Here is a 24701-nt window from a genome sequence, read left to right as displayed (position 1 = left end):
CCGGCCCACACCGCATCACAGCGCCTCAACCAGCAACCGCTTGCTCTTCTCGCAATACTCGTGACAAGCCGTCCGCGCCGCGATCGATGCGCCATGCACGAACCGCGGCGCATCGGCCCGCCGCGACATCGACACGACGATCGACGGCGGCGACGGCTGCAGCGGCAACTCCACGACTTCACCGCTTTCGATCAACGCGTCGACGAACAGCACCGGAATCGCCGCCACGCCAAACCCGTCGCGCACGAGCTGCACGATCACCGAGATCGACGGCGACCCGGTGATGCGCGTGTCCGACAGCGGCACGCCGTGCGCATGCGCGAGCGTGCGGACGATGTCCTCCAGCGCACGATGCGGCGCCGTTCCGCGCCCGTAGGTGAGAATCGGCTGCCGCAGCACCTGCCTGGCGAGCCCCGCGCGCGTGTTCGGCAACAGCCCCGCACGCGCGATCCAGCGCACCGGGTAGTTCGCGAGCGCATCGCACACGACCGACGCCTCGTCGCTGCCTTCCACGCGGATGATCAGGTCGAGTTCGCCGGCCATCAGCCGGCGCTGCAGCACGACGCTGACGTCGACGGTCAGGTCGATCTCAAGCTGCGGATAGTCGGCCGCCAGCCGCCGCATGTAGTGCGGCAGCCAGCTGTGCACGACGGTCTCGATCACGCCGAGCCGCAGCTTGCCGCGCAGCGCGCTCTCGCCGGATGCCGCGGCTTGCAGCTCCTGGGTCGCCTCGACCACGGCCTTCGCATAGCCGAGCAGGTATTCGCCGTTCGGCGTGAGCCGGAATTCGCGGCTGTCGCGGTCGACGAGTACCGTCTGCAGTTCGTCCTCGAGCGCCTTCAGGCGCTGCGAGATCGCGGCCGGTGTCGCATGCAGCGCGGCGGCCGTCGTGCGGAAATTGCGCAGCTTCGCGAGCGTGACGAAGGTTTCGAGAAAACGCGTGTTCATGGCGGTCGGACGAAGGGTGAGCGCGCACTTTGCCGGTGAGGAAAAGTGAACGGAGCCGGGGAAAACCCCGAGATCCGTTAAGAAATTCTATACACGAAGCGCAGAAAAACTCGTTGGCGACAAAATTTTTTCTTTTCTATTCTTCGCCGTATCCGATGACACGGCACCGTCATCCCGACGACATACCGATCTGCGACACAACCTCATGACGCCTTCCGAATTCCGCCAGTCCGTGCGCCACGGCGCGTTCCGCGGCCCGACCGCCGGCCACTGCGGCCCGTACGCGCAAGCGAACCTCGCGATCCTGCCCGAGGTGGTCGCGCACGATTTCCTGCGCTTCTGCCAGGCGAACCCGAAAGCCTGCCCGCTGCTGGGCGTCGGCGAACCGGGCGCGTTCCGGGTCGATGCGCTCGGCGAGGATCTCGACATCCGCACCGACGTGCCGAGCTACAACGTGTACCGCGACGGCCGCCTGACCGAAAGCGTCGAGTCGCTCGAAGCGCTGTGGCGCGACGATTTCGTCGTATTCGCGATCGGCTGCTCGTTCTCGTTCGAGGACATGCTGGCCCGCGAAGGAATCGGCCTGCGCCACGTCGAGGAGGGGCGCAACGTGCCGATGTACCGCACGTCGATTCCGAATCGCCGTGCGGGGATCTTCGGCGGCCAGCTCGTCGTGTCGATGCGGCCGATGCGCGGCGCCGACGCGATCCGCGCGGTGCAGATCACGAGCCGGTTTCCGGGCGTGCACGGCGCGCCGATCCATCTCGGCGATCCGCGCGAGCTGGGCATCGCCGACCTGAACGCCCCCGAATTCGGCGACGCGGTGACGATCCGCGACGGCGAACTGCCGGTGTTCTGGGCGTGCGGCGTGACGCCGCAAACCGCGCTGATGGACGCGAAGCTGCCGATCGCGATCGCGCACACGCCCGGCCACATGCTGATGACCGACATCACGAACGCGTCGCTGGCCGTGTTCTGACGCGCGGCGACGACCCGCACGACACACACGCACGAAACACACGCACGATACACCCCCGCACGCACGATCGCCCTTTGACGGCGCACAACGACAGGAGCACCACCATGGAAAGCAAGACCCTCGCGGCGAACGCCGCGGAGCCCGCGAGCCCCGAGAGCGGCGGCCTGTTCTCGTGGTACGGGGACGCGCAGCCGCGCGAGCGCCGCGCGTTCTGGAGCTGCAAGGTCGGCTACATGCTCGACGGGATGGACACGCAGATGCTGTCGTTCGTGATCCCGACGCTCGTCGCGACCTGGGGCATTTCGCTCGCGGATGCGGGCTTCATCGGCACGATCACGCTGCTCGCGTCGGCGGCCGGCGGCTGGATCGCCGGCATCCTGTCCGACCGGATCGGCCGCGTGCGCACGCTGCAGCTCACCGTGCTGTGGTTCGCCGTGTTCACCGCGCTGTGCGGGCTCGCGCAGAACTACCACCAGCTGCTCGCGGCGCGCGCGCTGATGGGCTTCGGCTTCGGCGGCGAATGGACGGCCGGTGCGGTGCTGATCGGCGAGGTGATCCGTGCGCGCGACCGCGGCAAGGCGGTCGGCCTCGTGCAGTCGGGCTGGGCGATCGGCTGGGGGCTCTGCGCGCTGCTGTATGCGCTGCTGTTCTCGGTGCTGCCGGCCGATGAGGCGTGGCGCGCGCTGTTCCTCGTCGGCCTCGCGCCCGCGCTGCTGGTCGTCGCGATTCGCCGCTACGTGAAGGAGCCGGACGTCTACGAGAAGGAGAAGGCCGCGCAGGCGAAAGTGGCCGATGCGCCGCGCCTCACCGAGATCTTCGCGCCGAAGCTGATCACGACGACGCTGCGCGCGGCGCTGCTGACGACGGGCGCGCAGGGCGGCTACTACGCGATCACGACGTGGCTGCCGACCTTCCTGAAGACCGAGCGGCACCTCACGGTGATGGGCACCGGCGGCTATCTCGCGATGATCATCTTCGGCTCGTGGGTCGGCTACCTGACGAGCGCGTACCTGACCGACCGCCTGGGCCGCAAGCCGAACTTCATCCTGTTCGCGGTCGGCTCGATGGTGATCGCGTTCGCGTACACGTCGCTGAACCTGACCAACGCGTCGATGCTGTGGCTCGGCTTCCCGCTCGGCTTCTTCGCGTCGGGCATCTTCTCGGGGATGGGCGCGTTCCTCACCGAGCTGTTCCCGACCCGTGTGCGCGGCTCCGGCCAGGGCTTCTGCTATAACGTGGGCCGCGCGATCGGTGCGCTGTTCCCGTTCCTGATCGGCGCGCTGTCCAAACAATACGGGCTCGGCACGAGCATCGGCATCTTCGCGGTCGCCGCGTACGGCGTGGTGATCGTCGCCGCGCTCACGCTGCCCGAGACCCGCGGCCGCGAACTCGACGCCGCGTAAGCGGCAAGGGCGGCCGGCCCTTCGTTTACATTCCCCTTGATCGACTCCGTGACACGGCGCGCGCCGCGCGCCGTGCGGCGGCGCTCGTCCCTCGATTTCACGACGCATCGACCCGACATCATGACTGACCGACACCTTTCCCCCGTTCCCTCCGACGCCGCGCGCTGGCAATTCTGGATCGACCGCGGCGGCACGTTCACCGACATCGTCGCGCGCCGGCCCGACGGCACGCTCGTCACGCACAAGCTGCTGTCGGAGAACCCGGAGCAATACCGCGACGCGGCCGTGGCCGGCATCCGCCACCTGCTCGGCCTCGCGGCCGGCGAGCCGATCACGCCCGAGCGCGTCGACATGGTGAAGATGGGCACGACGGTCGCGACCAACGCGCTGCTCGAACGCAAGGGCGAACGTACCGCGCTCGCGACGACGCGCGGCTTTCGCGACGTGCTGCGCATCGCGTACCAGAACCGGCCACGCCTGTTCGACCTCGACATCGTGCTGCCCGATGCGCTGTACGAGACCGTCGTCGAGATCGACGAGCGCGTCGGCGCGCACGGCGAGGTGGTCGTGCCGCTCGACGTCCAGGGTGCCGAAGCGTCGTTGCGCCGCGTGTTCGATTCGGGCGTGCGTGCGCTCGCGATCGTGCTGATCCACGGCTATCGCTACACCGCGCACGAACGCATGCTGGCCGAAATCGCGCGCCGGATCGGCTTCACGCAGGTGTCGGTGTCGCACGAGGTGTCGCCGCTGATGAAGATGGTGTCGCGTGGCGATACGACCGTGGTCGATGCGTACCTGTCGCCGATCCTGCGCCGCTATGTCGAGCAGGTCGCGCACGAGATGCCCGGCGTGAACCTGCAGTTCATGCAGAGCAGCGGCGGGCTGACGCGCGCCGATGCGTTCCAGGGCAAGGACGCGATCCTGTCGGGCCCGGCCGGCGGCATCGTCGGGATGGTGCGCGCCGCGCAGGCGGCCGGCTTCGAGCGCGTGATCGGCTTCGACATGGGCGGCACGTCGACCGACGTGTCGCACTACCACGGCGAGTTCGAGCGCGTGTTCGAGACGCAGGTGGCCGGCGTGCGGATGCGTGCGCCGATGATGAGCATCCATACGGTGGCCGCGGGCGGCGGCTCGGTGCTCGGCTTCGACGGCGCGCGGCTGCGCGTGGGGCCCGAGTCGGCCGGCGCGAACCCGGGGCCGGCCGCCTACCGGCGCGGCGGGCCGCTGACGGTGACCGACTGCAACGTGATGCTCGGCAAGATCCAGCCCGATCATTTCCCGCGCGTGTTCGGCCCGCACGCGGACGAACCGCTCGACCGCGACGGCGTGGTCGCGAAGTTCGCGACGCTCGCCGACGAGATCCACGCGGCCACCGGGCGGCGCGAGACGCCCGAGGCGCTCGCCGAAGGCTTCCTGGAAATCGCGATCGGCAGCATGGCGAACGCGATCAAGAAGATTTCCGTGCAGCGCGGCCACGACGTGTCGCGCTACGTGCTGACGACGTTCGGCGGCGCGGGCGGCCAGCACGCGTGCGGCGTGGCCGATGCGCTCGGCATGACGCAGGTGTTCGCGCATCCGCTGGCGGGCGTGCTGTCGGCATACGGGATGGGCCTCGCCGACCAGACCGCGATGCGCGAGCGCGCGGTCGAGGCCGTGTTGTCCGACGATTCATTGCCGGCGCTGAATGCCGCGCTCGACCGGCTGGCCGACGAGGCCGCCGGCGCGCTGCTCGAACAGGGCGTGCCGCCCGAGCGGATCGCGACCGAGCGGCGCGTGCACCTGCGCTACCAGGGCACCGATTCGGCGCTCGACGTGCCGGCCGGCAGCGTCGAGGCGATGCAGCAGGCGTTCGAGGCCGCCTACCGGCAGCGCTACGCGTTCCTGATGCCGGGCACGCCGCTCGTCGCCGAACTCGCGTCGGTCGAGGCGATCGGCCGCTCCGACGCGCCGGTGGAGATCGCACCGCTCGCGCCGCGCAACCAGGGCGACGAGGCCGCGCTGCGCGCCCATTCCGCGGTGCGCTTCTACTCCGGCGGCCAATGGCACGACGCGGCGCTCTACGTACGCGACACGCTGCTGGCCGGCGACGCGATCGACGGCCCGGCGATCGTCGCGGAGCAGAACGGCACGACCGTCGTCGAGCCCGGCTGGCGTGCGCAGATGACCGCGCAGGGCAACCTCGTGCTGACGCGCACCACGCCGCTGCCGACCCGCCGCTCGCTCGGCACGGAGGCCGACCCGGTGCGGCTCGAGATCTTCAACAACCTGTTCATGTCGATCGCCGAGCAGATGGGGTTGCGGCTGCAGAACACCGCGTACTCGGTGAACATCAAGGAGCGCCTCGACTTCTCGTGCGCGATCTTCGACGGCGACGGCAACCTGATCGCGAACGCGCCGCACATGCCCGTGCACCTCGGCTCGATGGGCGAGAGCATCCGCACGGTGATCGAGCGCAACCGCGGCCGCATGCGCGACGGCGACGTGTTCATGCTGAACGACCCGTATCACGGCGGCACGCACCTGCCGGACGTGACGGTCATCACGCCGGTGTTCGCGGACGGCTCGGACGCGCCGCTGTTCTACGTCGGCTCGCGCGGCCACCACGCGGACATCGGCGGCACGACGCCGGGCTCGATGCCGCCCGATTCGACCCACATCGACGAGGAGGGCGTGCTGATCGACAACTGGCAGCTCGTGTCGGCCGGCACGCTGCGCGATGCGCAAACCCGCGCGCTGCTCGCGTCGGGCCGCTACCCGGCGCGCAACGTCGAGCAGAACATGGCCGACCTGCGCGCGCAGGTCGCCGCGAACCAGAAGGGCGTCGACGAGCTGCGCCGGATGGTCGCGCAGTTCGGCCGCGACGTCGTGCTCGCGTTCATGGGGCACGTGCAGGACAACGCGGAAGAAGCCGTGCGGCGCGTGATCGGCGCGCTGCAGGACGGCGCGTACCGCTATCCGCTCGACAACGGCGCGGAGATTCGCGTCGCGATTCGCGTCGACCGGGCGGCGCGGCGCGCGGAAATCGATTTCACGGGCACGTCCGCACAGCTCGACAACAACTTCAATGCGCCGAAGGCCGTCTGCATGGCCGCCGTGCTGTACGTGTTCCGCACGCTGGTCGGCGACGACATCCCGCTGAACGCCGGCTGCCTGAAGCCGCTCACGGTGATCGTGCCTGCGCGCTCGATGCTGAACCCCGAGTATCCGGCGGCGGTCGTGTCGGGCAACGTCGAGACGTCGTCGGCCATCACCAACGCGCTGTACGGCGCGCTCGGCTGCGTCGCGTCGAGCCAGGGAACGATGAATAACTTCACATTCGGCAACGATCAGTACCAGTACTACGAGACGATTGCGGGCGGCAGCGGTGCCGGCGACGGTTTCGCGGGCGTCGGCGCGGTGCAGACGCACATGACGAACTCGCGGCTCACCGATCCGGAGGTGCTCGAATGGCGCTACCCGGTGCGGCTCGATTCGCACCGGATCCGCGCCGGGTCGGGCGGCGGCGGGCGCTGGCGCGGCGGCGACGGCGCGGTGCGGCGGATCCGCTTCCTGGCGCCGATGACCGCGTCGATCCTGTCTAACAACCGGATTCATGCGCCGTTCGGTGCGGCGGGCGGCGAGGCCGGCGCGCTCGGCCGCAACACGATCGAGCGCGCGGACGGCACGGTCGAGGCGCTCGACCATATCGGCCGCGCGCAGATGGCGCCGGGCGATGTCTTCGTCGTCGAAACGCCAGGCGGCGGCGGATACGGCGCGGCGGGCTGAGCCGTGCCGCCGGTGCGCGAACGACATTGCAACGGACTGTGGAATAAATCCGCGCATTAACGCACAAAAGGAATCAAAATCGACGAAAAATCGGGTCGCCGAACGGCGATCCGACCCTGTCGACGCGGTCGCGTCACTGCACGCTCGCTGACCGCTGGAACCCGCCGCAAACGCCCGCCTGGCGCGGCGCTCAGCCCATTCGCCGAACCCGTTGCGCAGCGCCGCGACCCCGATTGAGCCGGCTGCCCATCATGAAAAATCCGGCTTGCCAATCGAGTCCCAATTCCTTGACACTCTGCTCTAAATGTGAGTGCCAATCCTGATCGTCATTTGATAAGATTGGTCTCATCATTCGTTAGGCAGCACCTGCGCGCATGACGCGCGAACGCCGGGTCGCATTAGCGGGAAACAAGTACGGGACGAGGCCCATCATCACGGCAATCACGGCCGCCTTTCCGGGCGCGCATCACGCGCGGCCCGGCAGGGCGGTCGGCCGGCTCGCCTCCGTCTACACTGTGCGTTTTTTCTGGATCGGGGCGTCTCCATGGATGACGAAAACGATAGCGCGGTGCTCGAGGCGCACGTCGGTATGCGCAGCCCCTGCTGGCGTCTCGGCAGCGACAGCAATGCACTCGAACTGGCGGCCGTTCGCGGCCTGACCAATGTCGCCGTCGCGCTGACGGGCGATCAGGCCGAGCGCATCCGCGCGCTGACCGGCGTCACGTCGCACCTCGTGCTCGACATCACGCTGTTCGGCGAGCCGGTTCGCCTCCATCTCGTCGGCCGGAAGGTCGACACGACCAACTGGGCCGGCACGGCGTCCGCCTATTCCGATGCCGAATCCGTCGCGTGCGATCTCGCGCACGGGCTCGCGTTCGCCGAGCAGGTCGTGTCCGAAGTGAATTCGCTCGTCGTGATCCTCGATCGCAACGGGATGGTGCAGCGCTTCAACCGCCTGTGCGAGGAAGTGACGGGCAAGCGCGAGGTCGACGTGATCGGCCGCAGCGCGTTCGAGCTGTTCATGAGCCCGGAGCAGGGCGCGCAGTCGCGCAGCAACATCACGGGCTTTTTCGCGAGCAACCATTCGTTCGCGGTCGAGCGCTACATCAACACGGTCAACGGGCCGCGCCTGTTCCAGTTCCGCAACAAGTTCGTGCAGAGCGGCAGCGGCGTCGACGAGCAGTTCCTGATCTGCTCGGGCATCGACATCACCGAGGAGCGCAGCGCGCAGCAGCGGCTCATCGAACTCGCGAACACCGACGTGCTGACCGGCCTGCCGAACCGCCACGCGATCAGCGAGCGCATCCACGCGGCGATCGCCGCCGAGACCGCCGCGACGCGCGGGCAGGTCGGCATCCTGTTCCTCGATCTCGACAACTTCAAGCGCGTCAACGATCACTACGGGCACATCACCGGCGACCGGCTGCTGCAGGACGTGTCGGCGATCATCAGCGGTTGCCTGCCGTCCGGCGCGACGCTCGCGCGGCTCGGCGGCGACGAATTCCTCGTGCTGTTCGAGCACGGCACGCGGCCGCTGCTCGAAGCGACCGCGCAGATCATTCTCGAACGGCTGCGCACGCCGATCCATCTCGGGCTGATGGAGGTCTACACGAGCTGCTCGATCGGCATCGCGATGCATCCGCAGCACGGCGACTCGCTCGAGACGCTGATCCGCAGCGCGGATACCGCGATGTACGTCGCGAAGGAAGAGGGCAAGCATACGTACCGCGTGTTCTCGCTGGAGATGAACCAGAAGGTCGCGAAGTACATGTGGCTCGACACGAACCTGCGCAAGGCGCTCGAAGACGAGCAGTTCGTGCTGCACTACCAGCCGGTCGTCGATATCGCGACCGGCGACGTGCACGGCGTCGAGGCGCTGATCCGCTGGCAGTCGCCCGATCGCGGGCTCGTCGCGCCGGTCGAGTTCATCCGTTTCGCGGAGGAGTCGGGCCTGATCGCGCCGCTCGGGCGCTGGGTGATGCGTACCGCGGCCGCGCAGGCCGCTGCGTGGAAGGCGAAGGGGCTCGGCATCCGGATCGCGGTGAACGTGTCCGCGCGGCAATTGCAGGACATGAACATCGTGCACCAGATGGCGTCGATCCTCGACGCCGCGGGGCTCAAGCCCGGCCTGCTCGACATCGAGCTGACCGAGAGCTGCTTCATCGAGGACGAGGATGCGGCCAACGGGCTGATGCGGCAGTTCCGCCAGCTCGGCGCGCAGATCCATCTCGACGATTTCGGCACCGGCTATTCGTCGCTGTCGCAGTTGTCGCGCCTGCCGCTCGATGCGATCAAGCTCGACCGCAGCTTCATCACGGGCATCGACCGCAATCCGCGCTCGCAGGCGCTGGTGCGCTCGGTCGTGTCGCTCGCGAAGGCGCTGAATTTCGCGGTGGTCGCCGAAGGCGTCGAAACGCGTGCGGAAGCCGAATTCCTCAAGCAGCTCGACGTCGATCACGCGCAGGGCTACTACTACGCGCGCCCGATGCCGGCCCAGGCATTCGAGGCATGGCTCGCGGAGACGAGGAAGCTCAGGCTGATCGCCTGAGCTTCGTTCGCGAACGGGCGCCGCCGGCGAGCGGCGGCGCCTGTCGCATTACACCGTGCGCAGCTTCGACACGCGCCGGTTCTGCAGCATCACGAGGCGTTCCATGTACGCGAGATCCTTCGGCTCGATCGTGAACGCCGCATGCACCCACGCTTCCGTGATGTCCATCAGCTCGGAGCGCGTCAGCTGGAACACCCGCTCGCGCGCACGCAGCATCGCACGCACGCCGTTCAGCTTCGGCTTCGTCACGTCGATGAAGGTGCGCGTCGCGAGATATGCGTCACCCGCGTCGAACGTCTGGTCGACCAGCCCGCGATCCTCGTACCACTCGGAGGCGTGCGCTTCACCGGTCGAGATCAGTTGCTCCGCAACGCCCCGATCGGCCTTGCGTGCGACGAGCGAATAGCCGCCCATGCCCGGGAACAGGTTGAACGCGATCTCGGGAAACCCGAGCTTCACGCCCTTCTGCGCGAGCACGTAGTGATGCGCGAGCGCGGCCTCGAAACCACCGCCGAGCGCGCTGCCCTCGACCATCGCGATCGAGATCGCCCCGGTGCCGAAGCCCGTGTAGATCTCGTACACGCCGTCGATGCACGAGCGCGCATAGGCCATCAGCAGGTCGCGCTTGCCGCTGCGGATCGCGTCGACGAAAAAGCTCAGGTCGCCGCCGACGTTGAACAGCTCGGGGACGAGCGAGCCCGTCACCCAGAAGTCGAACGGCAGGCCCGAATCGCGTGCGACGCGCGCGAGATGGATGATGTCGGTAACGAGTTGCTGGTTGAAGCACGGCCGCGGCTCCGATCGCAGCATCATCCACATGACATTACGTCCCTCTTCATAAAAGGCAGTCAGTTGCGTGAGTTCGCCGGCTTCATAAAACGGGCGGCACGCGGGATGGGATTGGAGTTGCATGGTATGTCCTCGTGAGATGTGGTTTTCGAAGACCGTCGCGCCCGGTGCCGAGCGGGAGGCGAGTGTCCCGCAAGGCGCCGGGCGCGAGGCACCGCCATTGTTGCGCGCGCACAAAAGTCGAATTGCGAGGAACCACGCACGACCGGGACGCGGGTGGCGGCCGCATCGGTGCGCGCGGGAAAGGTGGCGGCGAGCGGGGCGGGGCCGGTATCGGGAGAAGGTGGGCGGCGCGTCGGACGGGGCCGCCACGCGTGTGACGGCGGCCGGAAAGGTAGCCGGGCAGGTTCGCCGTGTTGCGCGAATGCGTGTAAACGGCCGATCCGGCGCGTGGCCGGCAGCGTCGTCCGCTTACATGCTGAAAGCGCTGCCGGGCCGCCGTGCGGCCCCTATGGAAGATGCGGACTGGCGCTGCGCCCATGCGTCGATTAGCTTTAAAGGATCACGCAGCGCGTGTCACCGGGCGTGCCGGGAGGGGACCATGACCACGTTCCAGAAAGTGTGGCAGTTGCTCGTCGGAAAGCCGCTCGACCCGCTCGATCCGCGCACGCGGCATGCGATTGCCGTGACGCCGCTGCTTGCCTGGGTCGGGCTCGGCGCCGACGGGCTGTCGTCGTCGTGCTACGGGCCGGAGGAGGCGTTTCTCGCGCTCGGCCAGCACCACGCGCTCGCGCTGTTCCTCGCACTCGCGACGGCGGCGACCGTGTTCATCATCGCGCTCGGCTACAACCAGGTGATCGAGCTGTTCCCGACGGGCGGCGGCGGGTATCGCGTCGCGACGTCGCTGCTCGGCTCGAAGCCGGGGCTGGTATCCGGCGCCGCGCTGCTGGTCGACTACGTGCTGACCGTCGCGACGTCGCTCGCGAGCGGCGTCGATGCGTTCTTCAGCCTGCTGCCGGTGAGCGCGCAGGCGTTCAAGCTCACGACCGAGATCGTGCTGATCCTGCTGATGACGGGGCTCAATTTCCGCGGGATGCGCGAATCGATCATGGTGCTGCTGCCGATCTTCATCGGCTTCGTGGTCCTGCATTTCGCGCTGATCGTGTATGGCGTCGCCGTGCACGGCAGCAGCTTCGCGATGGTGGTGCCCGACGCCGTGCACGAAGCGCACGGCATGTCGCAGTCGCTCGGCCTGTTCGTGCTGCTCGCGCTGCTGATGCGCGCGTTCTCGCTCGGCGGCGGCACCTACACGGGCCTCGAGGCCGTGTCGAACAACGTGAACATGCTCGCCGACCCGCGCGTGCCGAACGGCAAGGTGACGATGTGGTACATGTCGACGTCGCTCGCGTTCACGGCCGGCGGCATCATCCTGCTGTACATGCTGTGGCATGCGCGGCCCGTCGAAGGCCAGACGCTCAACGCGGTGGTGTTCGGCAGCGTGATCGATCATCTCGGGCTCGGCTCGGCATTCGCGCGCCACGCATTGCTCGCGGCCGTGCTCGCGTTCGAGGCCGGGCTGCTGATGGTCGGCGCGCAGACGGGCTTTCTCGACGGCCCGGCCGTGCTGTCGAACATGGCGTCCGATTCATGGGTGCCGCGCCATTTCCGCGACCTGTCGGGGCGCCTCGTGCGGCAGAACGGCATCATCGTCGTCGGGCTGTCGAGCCTGCTGATTCTCCTGTGGACGCACGGCAGCGTCGACGTGCTCGTCGTGCTGTACAGCATCAACGTGTTCCTCACGTTCAGCCTGTCGCTGCTCGGGCTGTGCACGTACTGGTGGCGTCATCGCAGCCAGCAGGGCTGGGCCAAGCACTTCTTCCTGTCGGCGCTCGGGCTGAGCGTGACGGCGACCGTGCTCGTCATCACGCTGATCGAGAAGTTCACGGCGGGCGGCTGGCTCACGGTGCTCGTGACGAGCGCGGTGATCGCGCTGTGCTTCATGATCAACCGGCACTACGCCTATACGCGTGCGCAGCTCGCGAAGGAAGACGCGCTGTTCTCGGGGAAGGCGCCCGAAGTCGACGAGGCGAGCGCGCCGGGCAAGCCCGACCCGTCGCAGCCGACGGCCGTGCTGCTGGTCGGCAAGCATCGCGGCGCGAGCATGCACGCGCTGCTGTGGGTCAACCGGCTGTTTCCCGGGCACTTTCGCAACGTGATCTTCCTCGCGGTCGGCGAAGTCGACGCGAAGGCGTACGACGGTCACGAGCATCTCGAACGGCTGCGCCACGCGATCACCGAATCGCTCGACTACTATGTCGCGCACTGCCGCCGCAACGGCATCGCGGCCGATTACCGGATCGCGTTCGGCACGAATCCCGTCGTCGAATTCATGAACCTTGCTTCGTCGACGCTCGACGAATACCCGAACGCCGTGTGCTTCGCGAGCAAGCTGATCTTCCGGCGCGTGAATTTCCTCACGGCCTGGCTGCACAACCAGACGCCCGTCGAGCTGCAGGCGCGGCTGCACGTCGAGGGCAAGCAGATGGTGCTGCTGCCGATGAACGTCGGCTAGCGGCGGACGAAACGGCTCACCCGGCTGATGAAAACGATCGCGGCAAGCGCACGGGCGACTGCAAATGACGCGCTGACACGGGCGAGCCCATCGTGCCGGCGACCGTCGGCCGGGCCGTCACGGATGGTCGCGCTTGCGCGCGCGATGCGGTCGCCGCAGGTGCGCGTGGCGATACGTTGCCCGCAGCCGCTCGCGCCGCCGCCGCGCGTAGAAGAACAGCCCCAGCAGCGCAGCGAACGCCAGCAGCATGACGAGTTGCACGATTCCGTTTGCCATATCGCCTCCGGCCGCATGGGCGGCCGCTGCGTCGCACGCCAGCCGTCGCCCGTGAAGACGTTTTCATTGTAGAAGCCGCCACGCGGACCGTCGCTTGACGCTCGCGCACGGGGCGCACAAACTGGCCGGCACGCGTGCGTGCCGCGCCGGTCCGGGTTGCGCGGCCGCGTTTTCACGCGCATGGCGCGACGAGGTGCGATGTGGTGCCCTTTTATCCCCGAGTGTTCGTCTGGACGCTTGCCGGCGCGCTCGCGCTCGGCCTGCCGGACGCGCATGCCGCACCGCCCGGCGCATCGCAGCGCGCGGACGTTGCCGTCGACACGGGCGGCGGCGCGCCCGTCACGGTCGTCAGCGACGTCCACGAATTCGTGATCCAGCACGACGGCTCGCTCGACGAGCACGACGATTCGACGCTGCGCGCGAACGACGCGAACGGCATCGATGCCATCGCGCAGCGCTATGTGTGGTTCGACAGGAATCTCGAAAGGGTGGAGCTGCTCGCGGCCGAGACGATCGACCGCGACGGGGTCGCGCATCCGGTCGGCGCGGACGGTATCCGCGACGTGCAGGAACCGCGCTCGGCCGGCGCGCCGACGTTCCAGGACGGGCTGCTGCGCACGGTCGTGTTTCCCGGCGTCGAAGCCGGATCGAGCACGCGCGTGGCGTTCCGCAAGACCCGCACGAAGCCGGTCAACCGCGGCTACTTCGGCTATACCGTGGAGCCGTCGCGGGAGCCGGTCGACAGCCAGCGGCTGATCTTCGACGTGCCGGCCGACATGCCGCTGTACGCGGATGCGCGCGGCTACGTCGCGCTGCCGCCGGTCACTGCGAACGGCCGCACGCGCTACGAATTCGAATACCGGCACGGCCCGTACGACCGCATCGAAAGCGGCGCGGTCGGCTACGCGACCTACGGCGACCGGCTCGTCGTGTCGACGCTGCCCGACTACGCGGCGTTCGCCGCGCGCTATCGCAACGCGGCCGTCGATCCGGGCGCCGACGATCCGGCCGTTACACAGCTGGCGCGCGCGCTCACGGCGGGCGCCGCCGATCCGCGCGACAAGGCGCGCATCCTGTACGACTGGGTGCAGGCGAACATCCGCTACGTCGGGCTGTTTCTCGGCGAAACGGCCGCCGCGCCGCATCGCGTGACGGACATCCTGCGCAACCGCTACGGCGACTGCAAGGATCATGTCGCGCTGTTCGGCGCGCTGCTCGCGGCGGTCGGCATCCGCAGCGAGCCGGTGCTGCTCAATCTCGGGTCCGTCTACACGCTGCCGTCGGTGCCCGGCTACGGCGGCGGCGCGATCAACCACGCGATCACGTGGCTGCCCGATCTCGCGCGTTATGCGGACACGACGACGGCCGGCATCGCATTCGGCTATCTGCCGCCGATCGTGATGGACCGTCCCGCGCTGCTGGTCGACACCGGCGTGCTGTCGCGCACGCCGGCCACGCAGCCGCGCGGCCGCCTTGCGCGGGTCGAGATCGATGCGGCCGGGGCGGGCACGACGCGTTTTCATGCGTACGTCGAGGACGAGGGCTGGACGGCCGAGCTCGAGCGCAACCTGTTTCGCCGCGCGACGCCCGACTCCGTCGCCCAGCTCGCGAACAACCGGCTGCGGCAAAGCAGCCTGCGCGGCCGCGCGCAACTGTCGACCAGCGACCGGCGCGTGACCGACGGACCGTTCGACGTGACGATGTCGGGCACGCTCGATCATTTCGTGTGGCCTGACGGCACGACCGCGGTGCCCGCGCTGTCGAGCCTGACGGGCGGCATCGCGACGCAGGTCGAGAACTGGCTCGCCGAGCCCGTGCGCACGCAGCCGTGGGGCTGCATCGGCGGCACGTTCGACGAGACCGGCCAGATCGCGCTGCCGGCGGACGTCGCGGTGACCGACCTGCCGGCCGATACGACCGTGCACGACCGCTTCGTCGACTTCACGTCGCATTACGTATTCGACGCGGCCGCGCGCGTCGTGCAGGTCACGCGGCGAATGACCGCGGATTTCGGCCGTCAGGTGTGTTCGGCGGACGAATTCACGGCGCTGCGCGCGTCGCTCGAACGCATCGAACGCGACACCCAGGCGCAGATCGTCGTGCGGGCGAAAGGGCGTTGAACGGGCAGGGAACGTGAGCGCATCGAGGCGATCGCTCGACGCGCAGGAGGGACATCATGACGGAACGGGATCACGAGATCGCCGATCTCTCGAAGGAATTGCTGGGCCGGATCGTGCAAGGCACCGTGACGAGCGGCGCGGTCGTCGATGCTGAGCAGTGCGCGGCGCTTGCCGTGCAGTGCGCGACGGCGCTGGTCGACAGGCTGGACGCGCGCAGCGACTGAGCGCTGCCGTCACGCGTGACGGCAATCGGGGCGACGCGTGGCGGCCGCGGCCGGCATCACGCGTGAAGCGTGACGCGCGCCACGTCACGCATTACGCTTCGACCCGCACGTCGCCGTCCGCGCGCACGGCGCCCGGCGGCTTGCCCACCACGCGCTTGAACGCGCGGCTGAACGCGGCGAGCGAGCCGTAGCCGAGCCGGTACGCGACGGCCTCGATCGTCTCGTGGTCGCGCGTGATCCATTGCGCGGCGAGCCGCATCCGCAGCTCGGTCAGGTAGCGCACCGGCGTCATCCCGGTAGCCGCGAGAAAGCGTTCGGCGAACACCGAACGCGACACGCCCGCTTCGGTCGCGAGTTCCGCCACGCTCCAGTTGCGGCCCGGGTCGCGATGCAGCGCGACGATCGCGCGGCCGAGCTTCGGCTCGCGCAGCGCCTGCACCCAGCCCGTCGCATCGCCGCATCCGCACTCGACCCAGCCGCGCACGATGAACGCCGCGACCACGTCCGCCAGCCGCGCGAGGATGCCCGCGAAACCCGCGCGCGCCGAGCACGCTTCGCGCTCCATCGCGTCGAGCATCGGGCGGATTTCCGGGTAGCGCGCGAGCAGCGTGCCGACGTGCATGAACTCGGGCATCGTGCCGACGAGCGGCTGCATGCCGCCGAGATCGAGCTCCATGCACGCGCTGAAGATCAGCGCATCGCCGGCGCCCGGCTCGGCCGTCGCGCAACGGGCGGGCGACACGCCGGCCGACGCCACCGACGCGACCGTATCGCAGATCTTCGCGACCTCGAAGCCGTTGATCTCGCGGCACGGTGCATCGGGGTCCGACAGCAGCGCGTGCATGCCGCCGCGCGGCAGCAGGATCGCGTCGCCGGCTTCGAGCCGCATCGTGGCGCCCGACGCGTCGCGCAGCAGCACGGGCCCGCGCCCGACGAAATGGAACTGCGCGCGGCCCGTCCCGTGGCCGAAATTCAGCCCGAACGGCCGCGCGACCTGGATGCGGCGGTACTGGACGCCGCTCAGGCGCATGCCCAGCAGCAGCTCGCTGACGAGGTCGTGCACATCGGGGATGGGCGGAAGCAGGGGCTCGGACATATCGAGATTCGGACGAACGATCAACAAGAACGGATTGTATGTCATAGACCGTCCTGACGTGGTTCCTTACGATACGCCCTCATCAGTACTTTCCCTAACCGACACGGAACCACGCATGAATCCCGGAACCTCCACGGCCGCCTCGACGGCGGCCCCCCGCGAACCGGCCTGGGGCGCGGTATTCGCGATGACGCTCGGCGTGTTCGGGCTCGTCACGGCCGAATTCCTGCCGGCCAGCCTGCTGACGCCGATGGCCGACAGCCTCGGCGTGACCGAAGGCGTGGCCGGGCAGGCCGTCACGGCCACCGCGACGGTCGCGCTGGTCACGAGCCTGCTGATCTCGGCGCTGACGCGCACGATCGACCGGCGGCGCGTGCTGCTCGTGTTCTCGGTGCTGCTCGTTGCGTCGAACCTGGCGGTCGCGTTCGCGCCGAACCTGGCAATGCTGCTGATCGGCCGCGTCGTGCTCGGCATCGCGCTCGGCGGCTTCTGGACGATGGCGACGGCCACCGCGATGCGGCTCGTGCCGACCGCGATGGTGCCGCGTGCGCTGTCGATCATCTTCAGCGGCGTGGCGGTCGCGACGATCGCGTCCGCGCCGATGGGCAGCTACTTCGGTCACCTGATCGGCTGGCGCAACGTGTTCCTGATCGCGGCCGCGCTCGGCGGCATCGCGTTCGTGTCGCAGATCCTCACGCTGCCGTCGATGCCGCCGAGCGGCACGACGCGGCTGCGCACGCTGATCGACGTGCTGCGCCGGCCGACCGTCGGCCTCGGCATGTTCGCGACGATCCTCGTGTTCACCGGGCACTTCGCGTTCTTCACGTACCTGCGGCCGTTCCTCGAACAGGTCGCGGGCGTCGGCGTGAACGGGCTGTCGGCGATCCTGCTCGGCTACGGCATCGCGAACTTCGTCGGCACGTCGCTCGCCGGCCGTGTGCTCGAACACCGGTTGCGGCCGATGCTGATCGGGATGCCCGCGCTGATGGTCGTGCTCGGCGTCGCGCTCGTCGCGCTGGGCCGCGCGCCGATGATCGACGCGGTACTCGTCGCGTTGTGGGGGATGGCGTTCGGCGGCGTGCCCGTCGCGTGGTCGACGTGGGTCACGCGCACCGTGCCCGATGAGGCCGAGAGCGCGGGCGGGCTGATCGTCGCGGCGATCCAGCTTGCAATCGCGACGGGCGCGGCAGCTGGCGGCGTCGTGTTCGACGCGAACGGGGCAGCCGGCGTCTTCGTCGCGGCAGCCGTCGTGCTGGCCGTTGCGGTCGCGACGATCGTGACCGGCGTGCCGAAGCGCGTCGGCGTGGTGTCCGCGCTGGCGGAATGACGTAGTACCGGCGGGCCGCCCGGCCCGCCGCTCAGCGCACCGGTGCGTGCGTGTCGAGCAACTGCCGGTGGCGCATTTCGGTCGCATCGTCGGCGGGGAACATGCATTCCACGCGCAACTCCTGCGCGGCGGCGCTTTGCGGCGTCCCCACCGTCGTGACCAGCGAGAAGTAACGCAGCACGATACCTTCGTGCACGAAGCCGATCGGAATGACCGGCAGCGACGGGGCGGCGGCCGGCACCGGCGGCGTTTTCCAGTCGCGCGGCGCATCGGGGTTCGCGAGCAGGTCGTCGAGCAACTGCCGGGTGTCGTCATCGATCACGCGGCCGACCGCTTCGCGATGCACGCGTTGCAGCAGGCTGCGCGACACCGTCTCCCAGTCGGCCACGAACGGCCGCATGCCGTGCGGATCGAACATCAGGCGCAGCAGGTTGCGCGGGCCGTCGCGCGCGGCCATGTCGATGAAGCAGCTGAAGAAGCGCGGCGCCGCGTCGTTGGTCATCAGCACGTTCCAGTGGCGATCCATCACGATCGCCGGAAACGGATCGTGCTGGCGCACGACCCGTTCGAGCGCGCCGATCACGCCCTGCATCTCCTGCGCATCCCATGGCGCTTCCGAATACACCGGCGCATAGCCGGCCGCGAGCAGCAGCGCGTTGCGCTCGCGCAGCGGCACGTCCAGCGTTTGCGCGAGCGTCAGCAGCGTGTCGCGGCCCGGCACGCTGCGTCCGCTTTCGATGAAGCTGATCTGGCGCTGCGAGATACCCGCGTCGAGCGACAGGTCGAGCTGGCTCACGCCGCGCACGTCGCGCCAGTAGCGCAGCAACTGGCCGAGTTCGTGCGGCGGCGCGTGCGGTTCGCGGCGGCTGGCGTTCATCGTGCCTCCCAGGGCGTTCCGTGAAGGACGCGATCGACTATATCGGACTCACGCGGCGTTCGCATGCCACGCGAAGGCGTCGAACGGCGCTTCGAGCGCGGGCTTCGTCACGCTGCCGACGTAGTTCGTGATCGTCGATGCGGCGACCACCGCGATCACTTCCAGCAACTGTTCGTCGCTGAAGCCGGCGTCGAGGAACGACTGCCGGTCGGCGTCGGTGAGGCGGCCGCGGGTGTCGATCAGCTTGCGTGCCGTGGCCGACAGCGCGGCCAGTGTCGCGTCGCCGGGCAGGGCGCCGCGGCGGATCGCGTCGACGTCGGCGTGGGTCACACCCTGTTTCAGCGCAAGCGCGGTATGGAAGGCGACCGGCCATTCGCTCGCGTTCGTGACCGCGTTGGTGAGCAGGAGCGTCTGGATCTGCGGCTCGGTGAGGCTGCTGGCGTGCACGCGCTCGAACAGGCCGATGAAGCCGTTGATCAGCACCGGGGAAGCGGCCATGGCCGCTGCGATGTTCGGGACGATGCCGAAGGTTTGCTGGAGCTGCTGGAGGACGGGCCGGGATGCGGCCGGCGCCGAGTCGATCGTATGAAGCGGATAGGCGGACATGATGTCTCCGGGGGATGAGCGCCGCCGGAATGGCGGCGCGACACCCGAAGCGTAGGAGCGGCCGTGTCGTGCGCCAATTACATGGGATGTAATCGTCCGGTGCGCGCGTGACGCCGTCCGCCTTGCAAACCTCTCAGCCGCCTTGCCTGACCATCTCCGCCAGCGTCTTCATCGCCTGCAGGTACGGATACGGCCCGTGGCTGATGCGGGCCACGCCGTATTCCGCGAAGTCGGCGAGCGTCGGCGTCTCCGTGACGCGCATCACGTTCACCGGCAGCGGCGACGCGGCTGTCAACGCGCGAATGAGTGCCGGCGAGCTCAGCCCCGGCACGAACAGCCCGTCGGCACCGGCCGCGGCATACGCGCGTGCGCGGGCCAGCGTGGCGTCGAGCAGGCGCTCGTCGTGCGTGTCGGCCGGCGCGTTGAAGAACACGTCGGTACGCGCGTTGATGAAGTAGTCGGCGCCCGCGCGATCGGCGGCCTGCCGTGCTGCCGCGAGACGGGCCGCCGCTGTGTCGACGTCACGCAATTCACCGGTCGCCGGGAAGCTGTCTTCGAGATTGCAGCCGATCGCGCCGGCCTTGATGCTGAGCGCGATCGTTTCGGCGACGTCTTCCGGCCGCTCGCCGTACCCGCTTTCGAGATCGACGGTAACGGGGAGGTCCGTCGCGCGCGTGATCCGCTCGAGCACCTCCATCATCAGCGCGCGCGGCATCTGCTCGCCATCGCCGAAGCCGTTGGCCGCCGCGACCGACCAGCTGCCGGTCGCCAGTGCGACGGCGCCCGCGTCGGCCGCCGTGCGCGCGCTGCCGGCGTCCCACACGTTGAACAGCGCCAGCGGGTGGCCCGCGCGGTGAAGCGAACGGAAATACGCGCCTTTCTCATTGCTGCTCATGTTTGCGTCTCCTTGTGGAAAACCGGATCGGTTGTCGTGTCGAACGATACTGCCACCGTATCGAGCGCCGCGAGAAAATCGCGCGCATCGAACAGCTCGCCGAGACTGCGCACACCGCCCGACGCCACGGTGTGGCCGGATATCAGGCGTACGGCTGCCTCGACGATGATCGGTGCGCTGACCGCGTAGATGTCGCGCCCGAGCGCCGTCGCGCGGTGCGTCGTGCCGCCCTGCACGACGATCGCGTCCATCGCGAACTGCTGCGCCGAGCGGCCCATTTCGTCGGTCGGCTCGGGCGGCGGCGTGGCGGCATCGCGCACGTCACGCAGCGCGACGGTGGCGAGCCACGATTCGATCGTATCGATGCGCAGGTGACGCGACAATGTCATCACTTCCGAAAACGGCAGCAGCGTCACGCCGACGCGGCCGATCGGCGGCGGAAACGGCCATGCGCGTTCGCGTGCGGGCGACGGCACCGGTGCCGGCTTGCCGTCCTTCTGCACGAGCCGCACCGCGCGATTGCGTTCGCCCGTCACGCGCGTGCCGTGCGTCGGGTGCCAGCTGTCGAGCCCGGTCGCGATATCGACGCGCTCGATCGGCCGGTTCGGGTCGACGACGGCCGTGACGAGCAGGTCTGCCAGGCCGCCGTAGAACGCCGCGGCCGGCACGAGCGTCGCGCCCGCGGCGCGCGCCCGCGCATCGCAGTGTTCGGCCAGCGCCAGCACCGACGGTTGCTCGGCCGTCAGGTCGAGATAGGGGATGCCGGCCCGCAGCGCGGCATCGGCCAGCAGCAACGCGGTATCGAGGTACGGGCCTGCGCAGTTGATCACCGCCGCCGCGCCGCGCAACGCGGCGTCGAGCGCGGCTGAATCGTCGATCGCGGCGACGCGCGCGAGCGTCGCGTCGCCGCCGGTCTTCGCGAGCCGCGCGGCATCGCGCCCGATGCGGATCGCCTGCAGGCCCCGCCGCGCCAGCTCCGCGACGACGAACCGCCCGGTGTGGCCCGTGGCGCCATAGACTGCAACCGTCATTCGATCACCCATGATCCACTCCGCTACAGAACGGTCTGTTTTATAGTACAGACCTGTAGCGTCGTCAAGCACGCGGTGCTATGATCGCTTCACTGTTGCGGGAGTGGGCGGCCGGCAAGGCCGGGTCGGGATGAAAAAGGAAACAGGGTCACCAGGGAGCGCGCCCGATACGCGCGAACGCATTCTGCAAACGGCCGCCGAGCTGTTCTATCGGGAGGGTACGCGCGCGGTCGGCGTGGACCTGATCGTCGCGCAGGCCGGCGTGGCGAAGACGAGCCTCTATCGTCACTTCGCGACGAAGGACGACCTGATCGAAGCGTTCCTGCTGCGCGAGGACGCCGATTTCTGGGCGCATTGGGATGCGGTGGCCGCGCAGTACCGGCGCACGCCGCGCGAGGAACTGGATGCGCAGCTGCAATGGATCGGCGAGCGCATTGCGCGCCCCGGCTATCGCGGCTGCCCGCAGATCAACATCGCCGCCGAATACGCGGACGGCAACCATCCGGCCCGCAAGGTGGCCGTCGCGCACAAGCAGGAACTCCGGCGCCGGCTGGCCGAGCTGGCGGGGGCGATCGGCGTCGACGAGCCGGAAACCTTCGCATTGCGGCTCGCGACCGTGATCGACGGCGCGCTGAGCAGCGGGCAGGCGCTGCATGCGCATGGGCCCGTGGCCTTCCTGCAGGAATTCGCGCAACTGCTGTTGCCGAAGAAGGGCCGGAAGTAAGCCGCCTGGCCGCAGCGATCCGCGCGCCGGCCCGGTTCAATCGCGGGCGGCCGGATCGACCGACAGCGCGCGCAACTGGCCGCGCAACTGATCGACTTCGCCCGGCGCGAACGGCCGTTCGATCTCGGCATGCGTCTGTTGCCACAGCGGAAACGCTTCGGCCAGCAGGTCGTGGCCGGCCTGCGTCAGTTCGAGCAGGCGGCTGCGCCGGTCGTCCGGATCCTGGACGATCGTGACCAGGCCGCGCCGCTCGAGCGGCTTGAGCGCGGCCGTGAGCGTGGTGCGGTCCATCGCGAGCAGCGACGCGACCGATTTCATCGGCGCCGGCCGGGGCCGGTTCAGCGACATCAGCAGCGAAAACTGGCCGTTGGTGAGATCCAGCGGGCGCAGCACATCGTCGAAGATCCGCGCAAGGTTACGCGCCGCGCGCTGCATGTGCAGGCACAGGCAGCAATCGCGCACCATCAGCGTCGTTTCGAAAGGGAGCTTTTCTTTTCGTGCCATGTTGCAATTGTGTTGATATCAACCTATCTTGTCAAGGTCGAGGCGCGGCAGCCCGTCGCGCCCGTCACCGGAGGAGACAGCATGAGTGCTCAACAGCAGTTGTATCTCGCGGTATTTCTCGGGACCAAGGATAGCCCGGCCATGAAAGCGTGGATCGCGCTGCCGGACGAGGAACGGCGCACGCGCGAGCGCGACGGCATCGCCGCATGGCATGCGTGGGTCGACCGGCATCGCGACGCGATCGTCGAGATGGGCGGGCCGCTCGGCAAGACGAAGACCGTCGATGCCGCCGGCATCAAGGACACGGCGAACGCGATGAGCGGCTTCACCGTTGTGCGGGCAGCCTCGCATGAAGCCGCGGCCGCGCTGTTCGAAGGCCATCCGCATTTCACGCTGTTCCCGGGGGTGGCGGTCGACGTGATGCCGGTGCTGGCGATTCCCGGCGCGTGAGCGACGGGCGCGGCCACGCGTCGTGTATCGGCGATGCGCCGTGGCCTGCAGGCGGAAGCTTTCCCGACATTCTGGATGGAGACTGGCGATGAAGCTTTACGGATTTGCCGGCACCCGCTCGCAACGCGCGCTGTGGGGGCTGAAGGAACTGGATGCCGATTTCGAGTTCATCTCGGTGAACCTGCTCCAGGGCGAACACAAGCGGCCCGAATTCCTGCGCCTCAATCCGGCCGGCAAGGTGCCCGTGCTGGTGGACGGCGATCTCGTGATTCCCGAGTCGGCCGCGATCGTGCTGTATCTCGCGGACAAGTACCCGCAGAAGGCGCTGCTGCCGGTCGATCCGGCGCTGCGGGCGCAGGCTTACCGGTGGGTCATGTTCGCGGTGACGGAGCTCGAGCAGCCGCTGTGGCGGATCACGCGGCACGCGTTCATCTATCCGCCGGAGAAGCGCTCGCCGGCCGATATCGAGCTCGCGCGCGAGGATTTCAGGACGATGGCCGCGATCCTCGACAAGCATCTCGAAGGCCGCGAGTTCATCGTCGGCGACACGCTGACGGTGGCCGATTGCGTGACGGCTTACCTGATCGACTGGGCCGGCGAGTGCAACCTGATCGAATCGTTTCCGCAGTTGCGTGCGTATCTTGAACGGCTGTATGCGCGGCCGAAGGCGCCGCAGCGGATCGCGGACGCGCGCAAGGCGGCGTGAACGGGCGGCGGCCGGTCATGCGTTGCATCGGCATGGCCGACCGTTACGCGTGTGCGCTCGGCGAGCGGCAGTCGCGCCGCGCTTCAGGATGGTGAAGCGTGCGTCGCGAGCGCGGCGCACGCAAGTGCTCACGCCACGTCGTCAGGCCCGCCGAGCATGCGGCACAGCATCGACAGGTCGCTGAGCGTGACGTGCGGTGTCGCGGCCTGCTGCTGCACGCGCTCCGCTTCCGGATGCGTATCGCGCACCACCCACGCCGCCTGAAGCCCCGCATTCAATGCGCCGACGATATCGAGGTGGTAATCGTCGCCGACATGCAGCAGTTCCGCCGGCTGCACGTCGAGCGCCTGCGCCGCCGCATGGAAGATGCCGGGCTCCGGCTTCGCGACGCCGAACGCCTGCGCGCTGAGCGTCGCACGAAAGAATTCGCCGCCGCCGGTCAGCCGCAGATCCGCGTTGCCGTTGGTCACCGCGATCAACGGAAACCGCGCGCTCAACCACGCGAGCGCCGGCAGCGCATCGTCATAGAATTCGACCCGGTTGCGTGCGGCATAGAAGGCTGCGTACGCCCGGTCGGTGAGCGCGACATCTTCGTTCGCCCGCTCCAGCGCAAGCCGGATCGAGCCGATTCTCATCGCACGGAAGTCGCCGGCGAGGTCGGGGCACAATCGTTCGTATTCCTCACGCAAGTCGCTGAGCGCCTGCTGCGTGGGCAGCACGTGCTCGGTCCCGGGCGCGTGCTCGATCAGCCACGTGCGCAGCTCCCCTTCGGCCCGTACGACGGAAGGCCCGAACGGCCACAGGGTGTCGTCCAGGTCGAACGAGAGCGCGGAAACTTGGGTGAGACGCATGGAGGTTGAC

The 24701-nt window shown here is 68.7% G+C and carries 21 protein-coding genes; 11 read left to right on the top strand and 10 right to left on the bottom strand.

All coding sequences use genetic code 11. The features are described 5' to 3' along the window. Positions 1-15 precede the first annotated feature (15 nt). Positions 16-948, bottom strand: a complete 933-nt coding sequence (locus FFS49_RS17515) for a LysR family transcriptional regulator (RefSeq protein ID WP_105817259.1) — start codon at positions 946-948, stop codon at positions 16-18. Positions 949-1153: 205 nt separating this feature from the next. On the opposite strand from FFS49_RS17515, the gene FFS49_RS17505 reads away from it, so the two are divergent. The 4 genes from FFS49_RS17505 to pdeR all read left to right on the top strand — a co-directional run bounded on the left by FFS49_RS17505 (position 1154) and on the right by pdeR (position 9643). Continuing rightward, positions 1154-1927 (top strand): putative hydro-lyase, encoded by a 774-nt coding sequence (locus tag FFS49_RS17505; RefSeq protein WP_105817258.1) that lies wholly within the window; start codon positions 1154-1156, stop codon positions 1925-1927. A gap of 104 nt (positions 1928-2031) precedes the next feature. Next, entirely contained in the window at positions 2032-3330 is a 1299-nt protein-coding gene (locus tag FFS49_RS17500; RefSeq protein WP_071333138.1) for an MFS transporter, read from the top strand. Between the two features lie 120 nt (positions 3331-3450). Next, the gene (locus tag FFS49_RS17495) at positions 3451-7095 is read left to right on the top strand and encodes a hydantoinase B/oxoprolinase family protein (protein WP_105817413.1); all 3645 of its coding nucleotides are present in this window, start codon (positions 3451-3453) and stop codon (positions 7093-7095) included. 544 nt (positions 7096-7639) lie between these two features. Then, positions 7640-9643 (top strand): cyclic di-GMP phosphodiesterase, encoded by a 2004-nt coding sequence (gene pdeR / locus FFS49_RS17490; protein WP_105817257.1) that lies wholly within the window; start codon positions 7640-7642, stop codon positions 9641-9643. A 48-nt stretch (positions 9644-9691) separates the two neighbouring features. On the opposite strand, the gene FFS49_RS17485 is transcribed toward pdeR, so the two are convergent. Next, complete coding sequence (locus FFS49_RS17485; protein ID WP_039354460.1) at positions 9692-10555, bottom strand: crotonase/enoyl-CoA hydratase family protein; 864 nt, start codon at positions 10553-10555, stop codon at positions 9692-9694. A gap of 478 nt (positions 10556-11033) precedes the next feature. On the opposite strand from FFS49_RS17485, the gene FFS49_RS17480 reads away from it, so the two are divergent. After that, a complete protein-coding gene (locus FFS49_RS17480) occupies positions 11034-13004 on the top strand; it encodes an APC family permease (protein WP_105817256.1) in 1971 nt (656 codons plus the stop codon). Positions 13005-13121: 117 nt separating this feature from the next. On the opposite strand, the gene FFS49_RS42005 is transcribed toward FFS49_RS17480, so the two are convergent. After that, positions 13122-13280, bottom strand: a complete 159-nt coding sequence (locus FFS49_RS42005; protein WP_171026776.1) for a hypothetical protein — start codon at positions 13278-13280, stop codon at positions 13122-13124. 260 nt (positions 13281-13540) lie between these two features. Here FFS49_RS42005 and FFS49_RS17475 point away from each other — a divergent pair, with 260 nt between their 5' ends. After that, positions 13541-15400 carry a DUF3857 domain-containing protein gene (locus tag FFS49_RS17475; protein WP_224756052.1) on the top strand — a complete coding sequence of 620 codons (1860 nt, stop codon included), beginning with the start codon at positions 13541-13543 and terminating at the stop codon, positions 15398-15400. Between the two features lie 56 nt (positions 15401-15456). Next, complete coding sequence (locus FFS49_RS42000; protein WP_171026775.1) at positions 15457-15624, top strand: hypothetical protein; 168 nt, start codon at positions 15457-15459, stop codon at positions 15622-15624. Positions 15625-15715: 91 nt separating this feature from the next. On the opposite strand, the gene FFS49_RS17470 is transcribed toward FFS49_RS42000, so the two are convergent. After that, positions 15716-16765: an AraC family transcriptional regulator gene (locus tag FFS49_RS17470; RefSeq protein ID WP_071333134.1), complete on the bottom strand. Its 1050-nt coding sequence runs from the start codon at positions 16763-16765 to the stop codon at positions 15716-15718. A 70-nt stretch (positions 16766-16835) separates the two neighbouring features. On the opposite strand from FFS49_RS17470, the gene FFS49_RS17465 reads away from it, so the two are divergent. Continuing rightward, positions 16836-18047, top strand: a complete 1212-nt coding sequence (locus FFS49_RS17465; protein WP_046549275.1) for an MFS transporter — start codon at positions 16836-16838, stop codon at positions 18045-18047. A gap of 31 nt (positions 18048-18078) precedes the next feature. Here FFS49_RS17465 and FFS49_RS17460 read toward each other — a convergent pair whose 3' ends face one another. The 4 genes from FFS49_RS17460 to FFS49_RS17445 form a co-directional block, all read right to left on the bottom strand. Further along, positions 18079-18924, bottom strand: a complete 846-nt coding sequence (locus FFS49_RS17460; protein WP_105817254.1) for a helix-turn-helix transcriptional regulator — start codon at positions 18922-18924, stop codon at positions 18079-18081. A 48-nt stretch (positions 18925-18972) separates the two neighbouring features. After that, positions 18973-19530, bottom strand: coding sequence for a carboxymuconolactone decarboxylase (locus tag FFS49_RS17455; RefSeq protein WP_071333132.1), 558 nt, complete (start codon positions 19528-19530; stop codon positions 18973-18975). Positions 19531-19663: 133 nt separating this feature from the next. Next, positions 19664-20425, bottom strand: coding sequence for an isocitrate lyase/phosphoenolpyruvate mutase family protein (locus FFS49_RS17450; protein ID WP_105817253.1), 762 nt, complete (start codon positions 20423-20425; stop codon positions 19664-19666). Beyond that, positions 20422-21468 (bottom strand): saccharopine dehydrogenase NADP-binding domain-containing protein, encoded by a 1047-nt coding sequence (locus tag FFS49_RS17445; protein ID WP_105817252.1) that lies wholly within the window; start codon positions 21466-21468, stop codon positions 20422-20424. Before FFS49_RS17445 ends, FFS49_RS17450 begins: the two co-directional genes overlap by 4 nt. Before the next feature lie 118 nt (positions 21469-21586). On the opposite strand from FFS49_RS17445, the gene FFS49_RS17440 reads away from it, so the two are divergent. Beyond that, a complete protein-coding gene (locus tag FFS49_RS17440; RefSeq protein ID WP_105817251.1) occupies positions 21587-22180 on the top strand; it encodes a TetR/AcrR family transcriptional regulator in 594 nt (197 codons plus the stop codon). 36 nt (positions 22181-22216) lie between these two features. On the opposite strand, the gene FFS49_RS17435 is transcribed toward FFS49_RS17440, so the two are convergent. Then, positions 22217-22684: a MarR family transcriptional regulator gene (locus FFS49_RS17435; protein ID WP_039354476.1), complete on the bottom strand. Its 468-nt coding sequence runs from the start codon at positions 22682-22684 to the stop codon at positions 22217-22219. 81 nt (positions 22685-22765) lie between these two features. On the opposite strand from FFS49_RS17435, the gene FFS49_RS17430 reads away from it, so the two are divergent. Both FFS49_RS17430 and FFS49_RS17425 read left to right on the top strand, forming a co-directional pair. Further along, complete coding sequence (locus FFS49_RS17430; protein ID WP_105817250.1) at positions 22766-23134, top strand: hypothetical protein; 369 nt, start codon at positions 22766-22768, stop codon at positions 23132-23134. 88 nt (positions 23135-23222) lie between these two features. Then, entirely contained in the window at positions 23223-23840 is a 618-nt protein-coding gene (locus tag FFS49_RS17425) for a glutathione S-transferase family protein (RefSeq protein ID WP_105817249.1), read from the top strand. A 128-nt stretch (positions 23841-23968) separates the two neighbouring features. Here FFS49_RS17425 and FFS49_RS17420 read toward each other — a convergent pair whose 3' ends face one another. Further along, entirely contained in the window at positions 23969-24691 is a 723-nt protein-coding gene (locus tag FFS49_RS17420) for an HAD-IA family hydrolase (RefSeq protein ID WP_071333126.1), read from the bottom strand. Between the last annotated feature and the right edge of the window lie 10 nt (positions 24692-24701).

Origin of the sequence: Burkholderia sp. 4NA327C6 (genome assembly GCF_005502655.1) — a bacterium.
In the GTDB taxonomy this organism is placed as follows: domain Bacteria; phylum Pseudomonadota; class Gammaproteobacteria; order Burkholderiales; family Burkholderiaceae; genus Burkholderia; species Burkholderia contaminans.
The sequence above is the reverse complement of the archived record's forward strand: the minus strand, read 5'-3'. Positions and strand labels throughout refer to the sequence as shown.

Excerpts from the sequence above, each read along its gene's own strand:
- FFS49_RS17515 (WP_105817259.1), bottom strand. The coding sequence starts at position 948 with ATGAACACGCGTTTTCTCGAAACCTTCGTCACGCTCGCGAAGCTGCGC.
- FFS49_RS17505 (WP_105817258.1), top strand. The coding sequence starts at position 1,154 with ATGACGCCTTCCGAATTCCGCCAGTCCGTGCGCCACGGCGCGTTCCGC.
- FFS49_RS17500 (WP_071333138.1), top strand. The coding sequence starts at position 2,032 with ATGGAAAGCAAGACCCTCGCGGCGAACGCCGCGGAGCCCGCGAGCCCC.
- FFS49_RS17495 (WP_105817413.1), top strand. The coding sequence starts at position 3,451 with ATGACTGACCGACACCTTTCCCCCGTTCCCTCCGACGCCGCGCGCTGG.
- pdeR (WP_105817257.1), top strand. The coding sequence starts at position 7,640 with ATGGATGACGAAAACGATAGCGCGGTGCTCGAGGCGCACGTCGGTATG.
- FFS49_RS17485 (WP_039354460.1), bottom strand. The coding sequence starts at position 10,555 with ATGCAACTCCAATCCCATCCCGCGTGCCGCCCGTTTTATGAAGCCGGC.
- FFS49_RS17480 (WP_105817256.1), top strand. The coding sequence starts at position 11,034 with ATGACCACGTTCCAGAAAGTGTGGCAGTTGCTCGTCGGAAAGCCGCTC.
- FFS49_RS42005 (WP_171026776.1), bottom strand. The coding sequence starts at position 13,280 with ATGGCAAACGGAATCGTGCAACTCGTCATGCTGCTGGCGTTCGCTGCG.
- FFS49_RS42000 (WP_171026775.1), top strand. The coding sequence starts at position 15,457 with ATGACGGAACGGGATCACGAGATCGCCGATCTCTCGAAGGAATTGCTG.
- FFS49_RS17470 (WP_071333134.1), bottom strand. The coding sequence starts at position 16,765 with ATGACATACAATCCGTTCTTGTTGATCGTTCGTCCGAATCTCGATATG.
- FFS49_RS17465 (WP_046549275.1), top strand. The coding sequence starts at position 16,836 with ATGAATCCCGGAACCTCCACGGCCGCCTCGACGGCGGCCCCCCGCGAA.
- FFS49_RS17460 (WP_105817254.1), bottom strand. The coding sequence starts at position 18,924 with ATGAACGCCAGCCGCCGCGAACCGCACGCGCCGCCGCACGAACTCGGC.
- FFS49_RS17455 (WP_071333132.1), bottom strand. The coding sequence starts at position 19,530 with ATGTCCGCCTATCCGCTTCATACGATCGACTCGGCGCCGGCCGCATCC.
- FFS49_RS17450 (WP_105817253.1), bottom strand. The coding sequence starts at position 20,425 with ATGAGCAGCAATGAGAAAGGCGCGTATTTCCGTTCGCTTCACCGCGCG.
- FFS49_RS17445 (WP_105817252.1), bottom strand. The coding sequence starts at position 21,468 with ATGGGTGATCGAATGACGGTTGCAGTCTATGGCGCCACGGGCCACACC.
- FFS49_RS17440 (WP_105817251.1), top strand. The coding sequence starts at position 21,587 with ATGAAAAAGGAAACAGGGTCACCAGGGAGCGCGCCCGATACGCGCGAA.
- FFS49_RS17435 (WP_039354476.1), bottom strand. The coding sequence starts at position 22,684 with ATGGCACGAAAAGAAAAGCTCCCTTTCGAAACGACGCTGATGGTGCGC.
- FFS49_RS17430 (WP_105817250.1), top strand. The coding sequence starts at position 22,766 with ATGAGTGCTCAACAGCAGTTGTATCTCGCGGTATTTCTCGGGACCAAG.
- FFS49_RS17425 (WP_105817249.1), top strand. The coding sequence starts at position 23,223 with ATGAAGCTTTACGGATTTGCCGGCACCCGCTCGCAACGCGCGCTGTGG.
- FFS49_RS17420 (WP_071333126.1), bottom strand. The coding sequence starts at position 24,691 with ATGCGTCTCACCCAAGTTTCCGCGCTCTCGTTCGACCTGGACGACACC.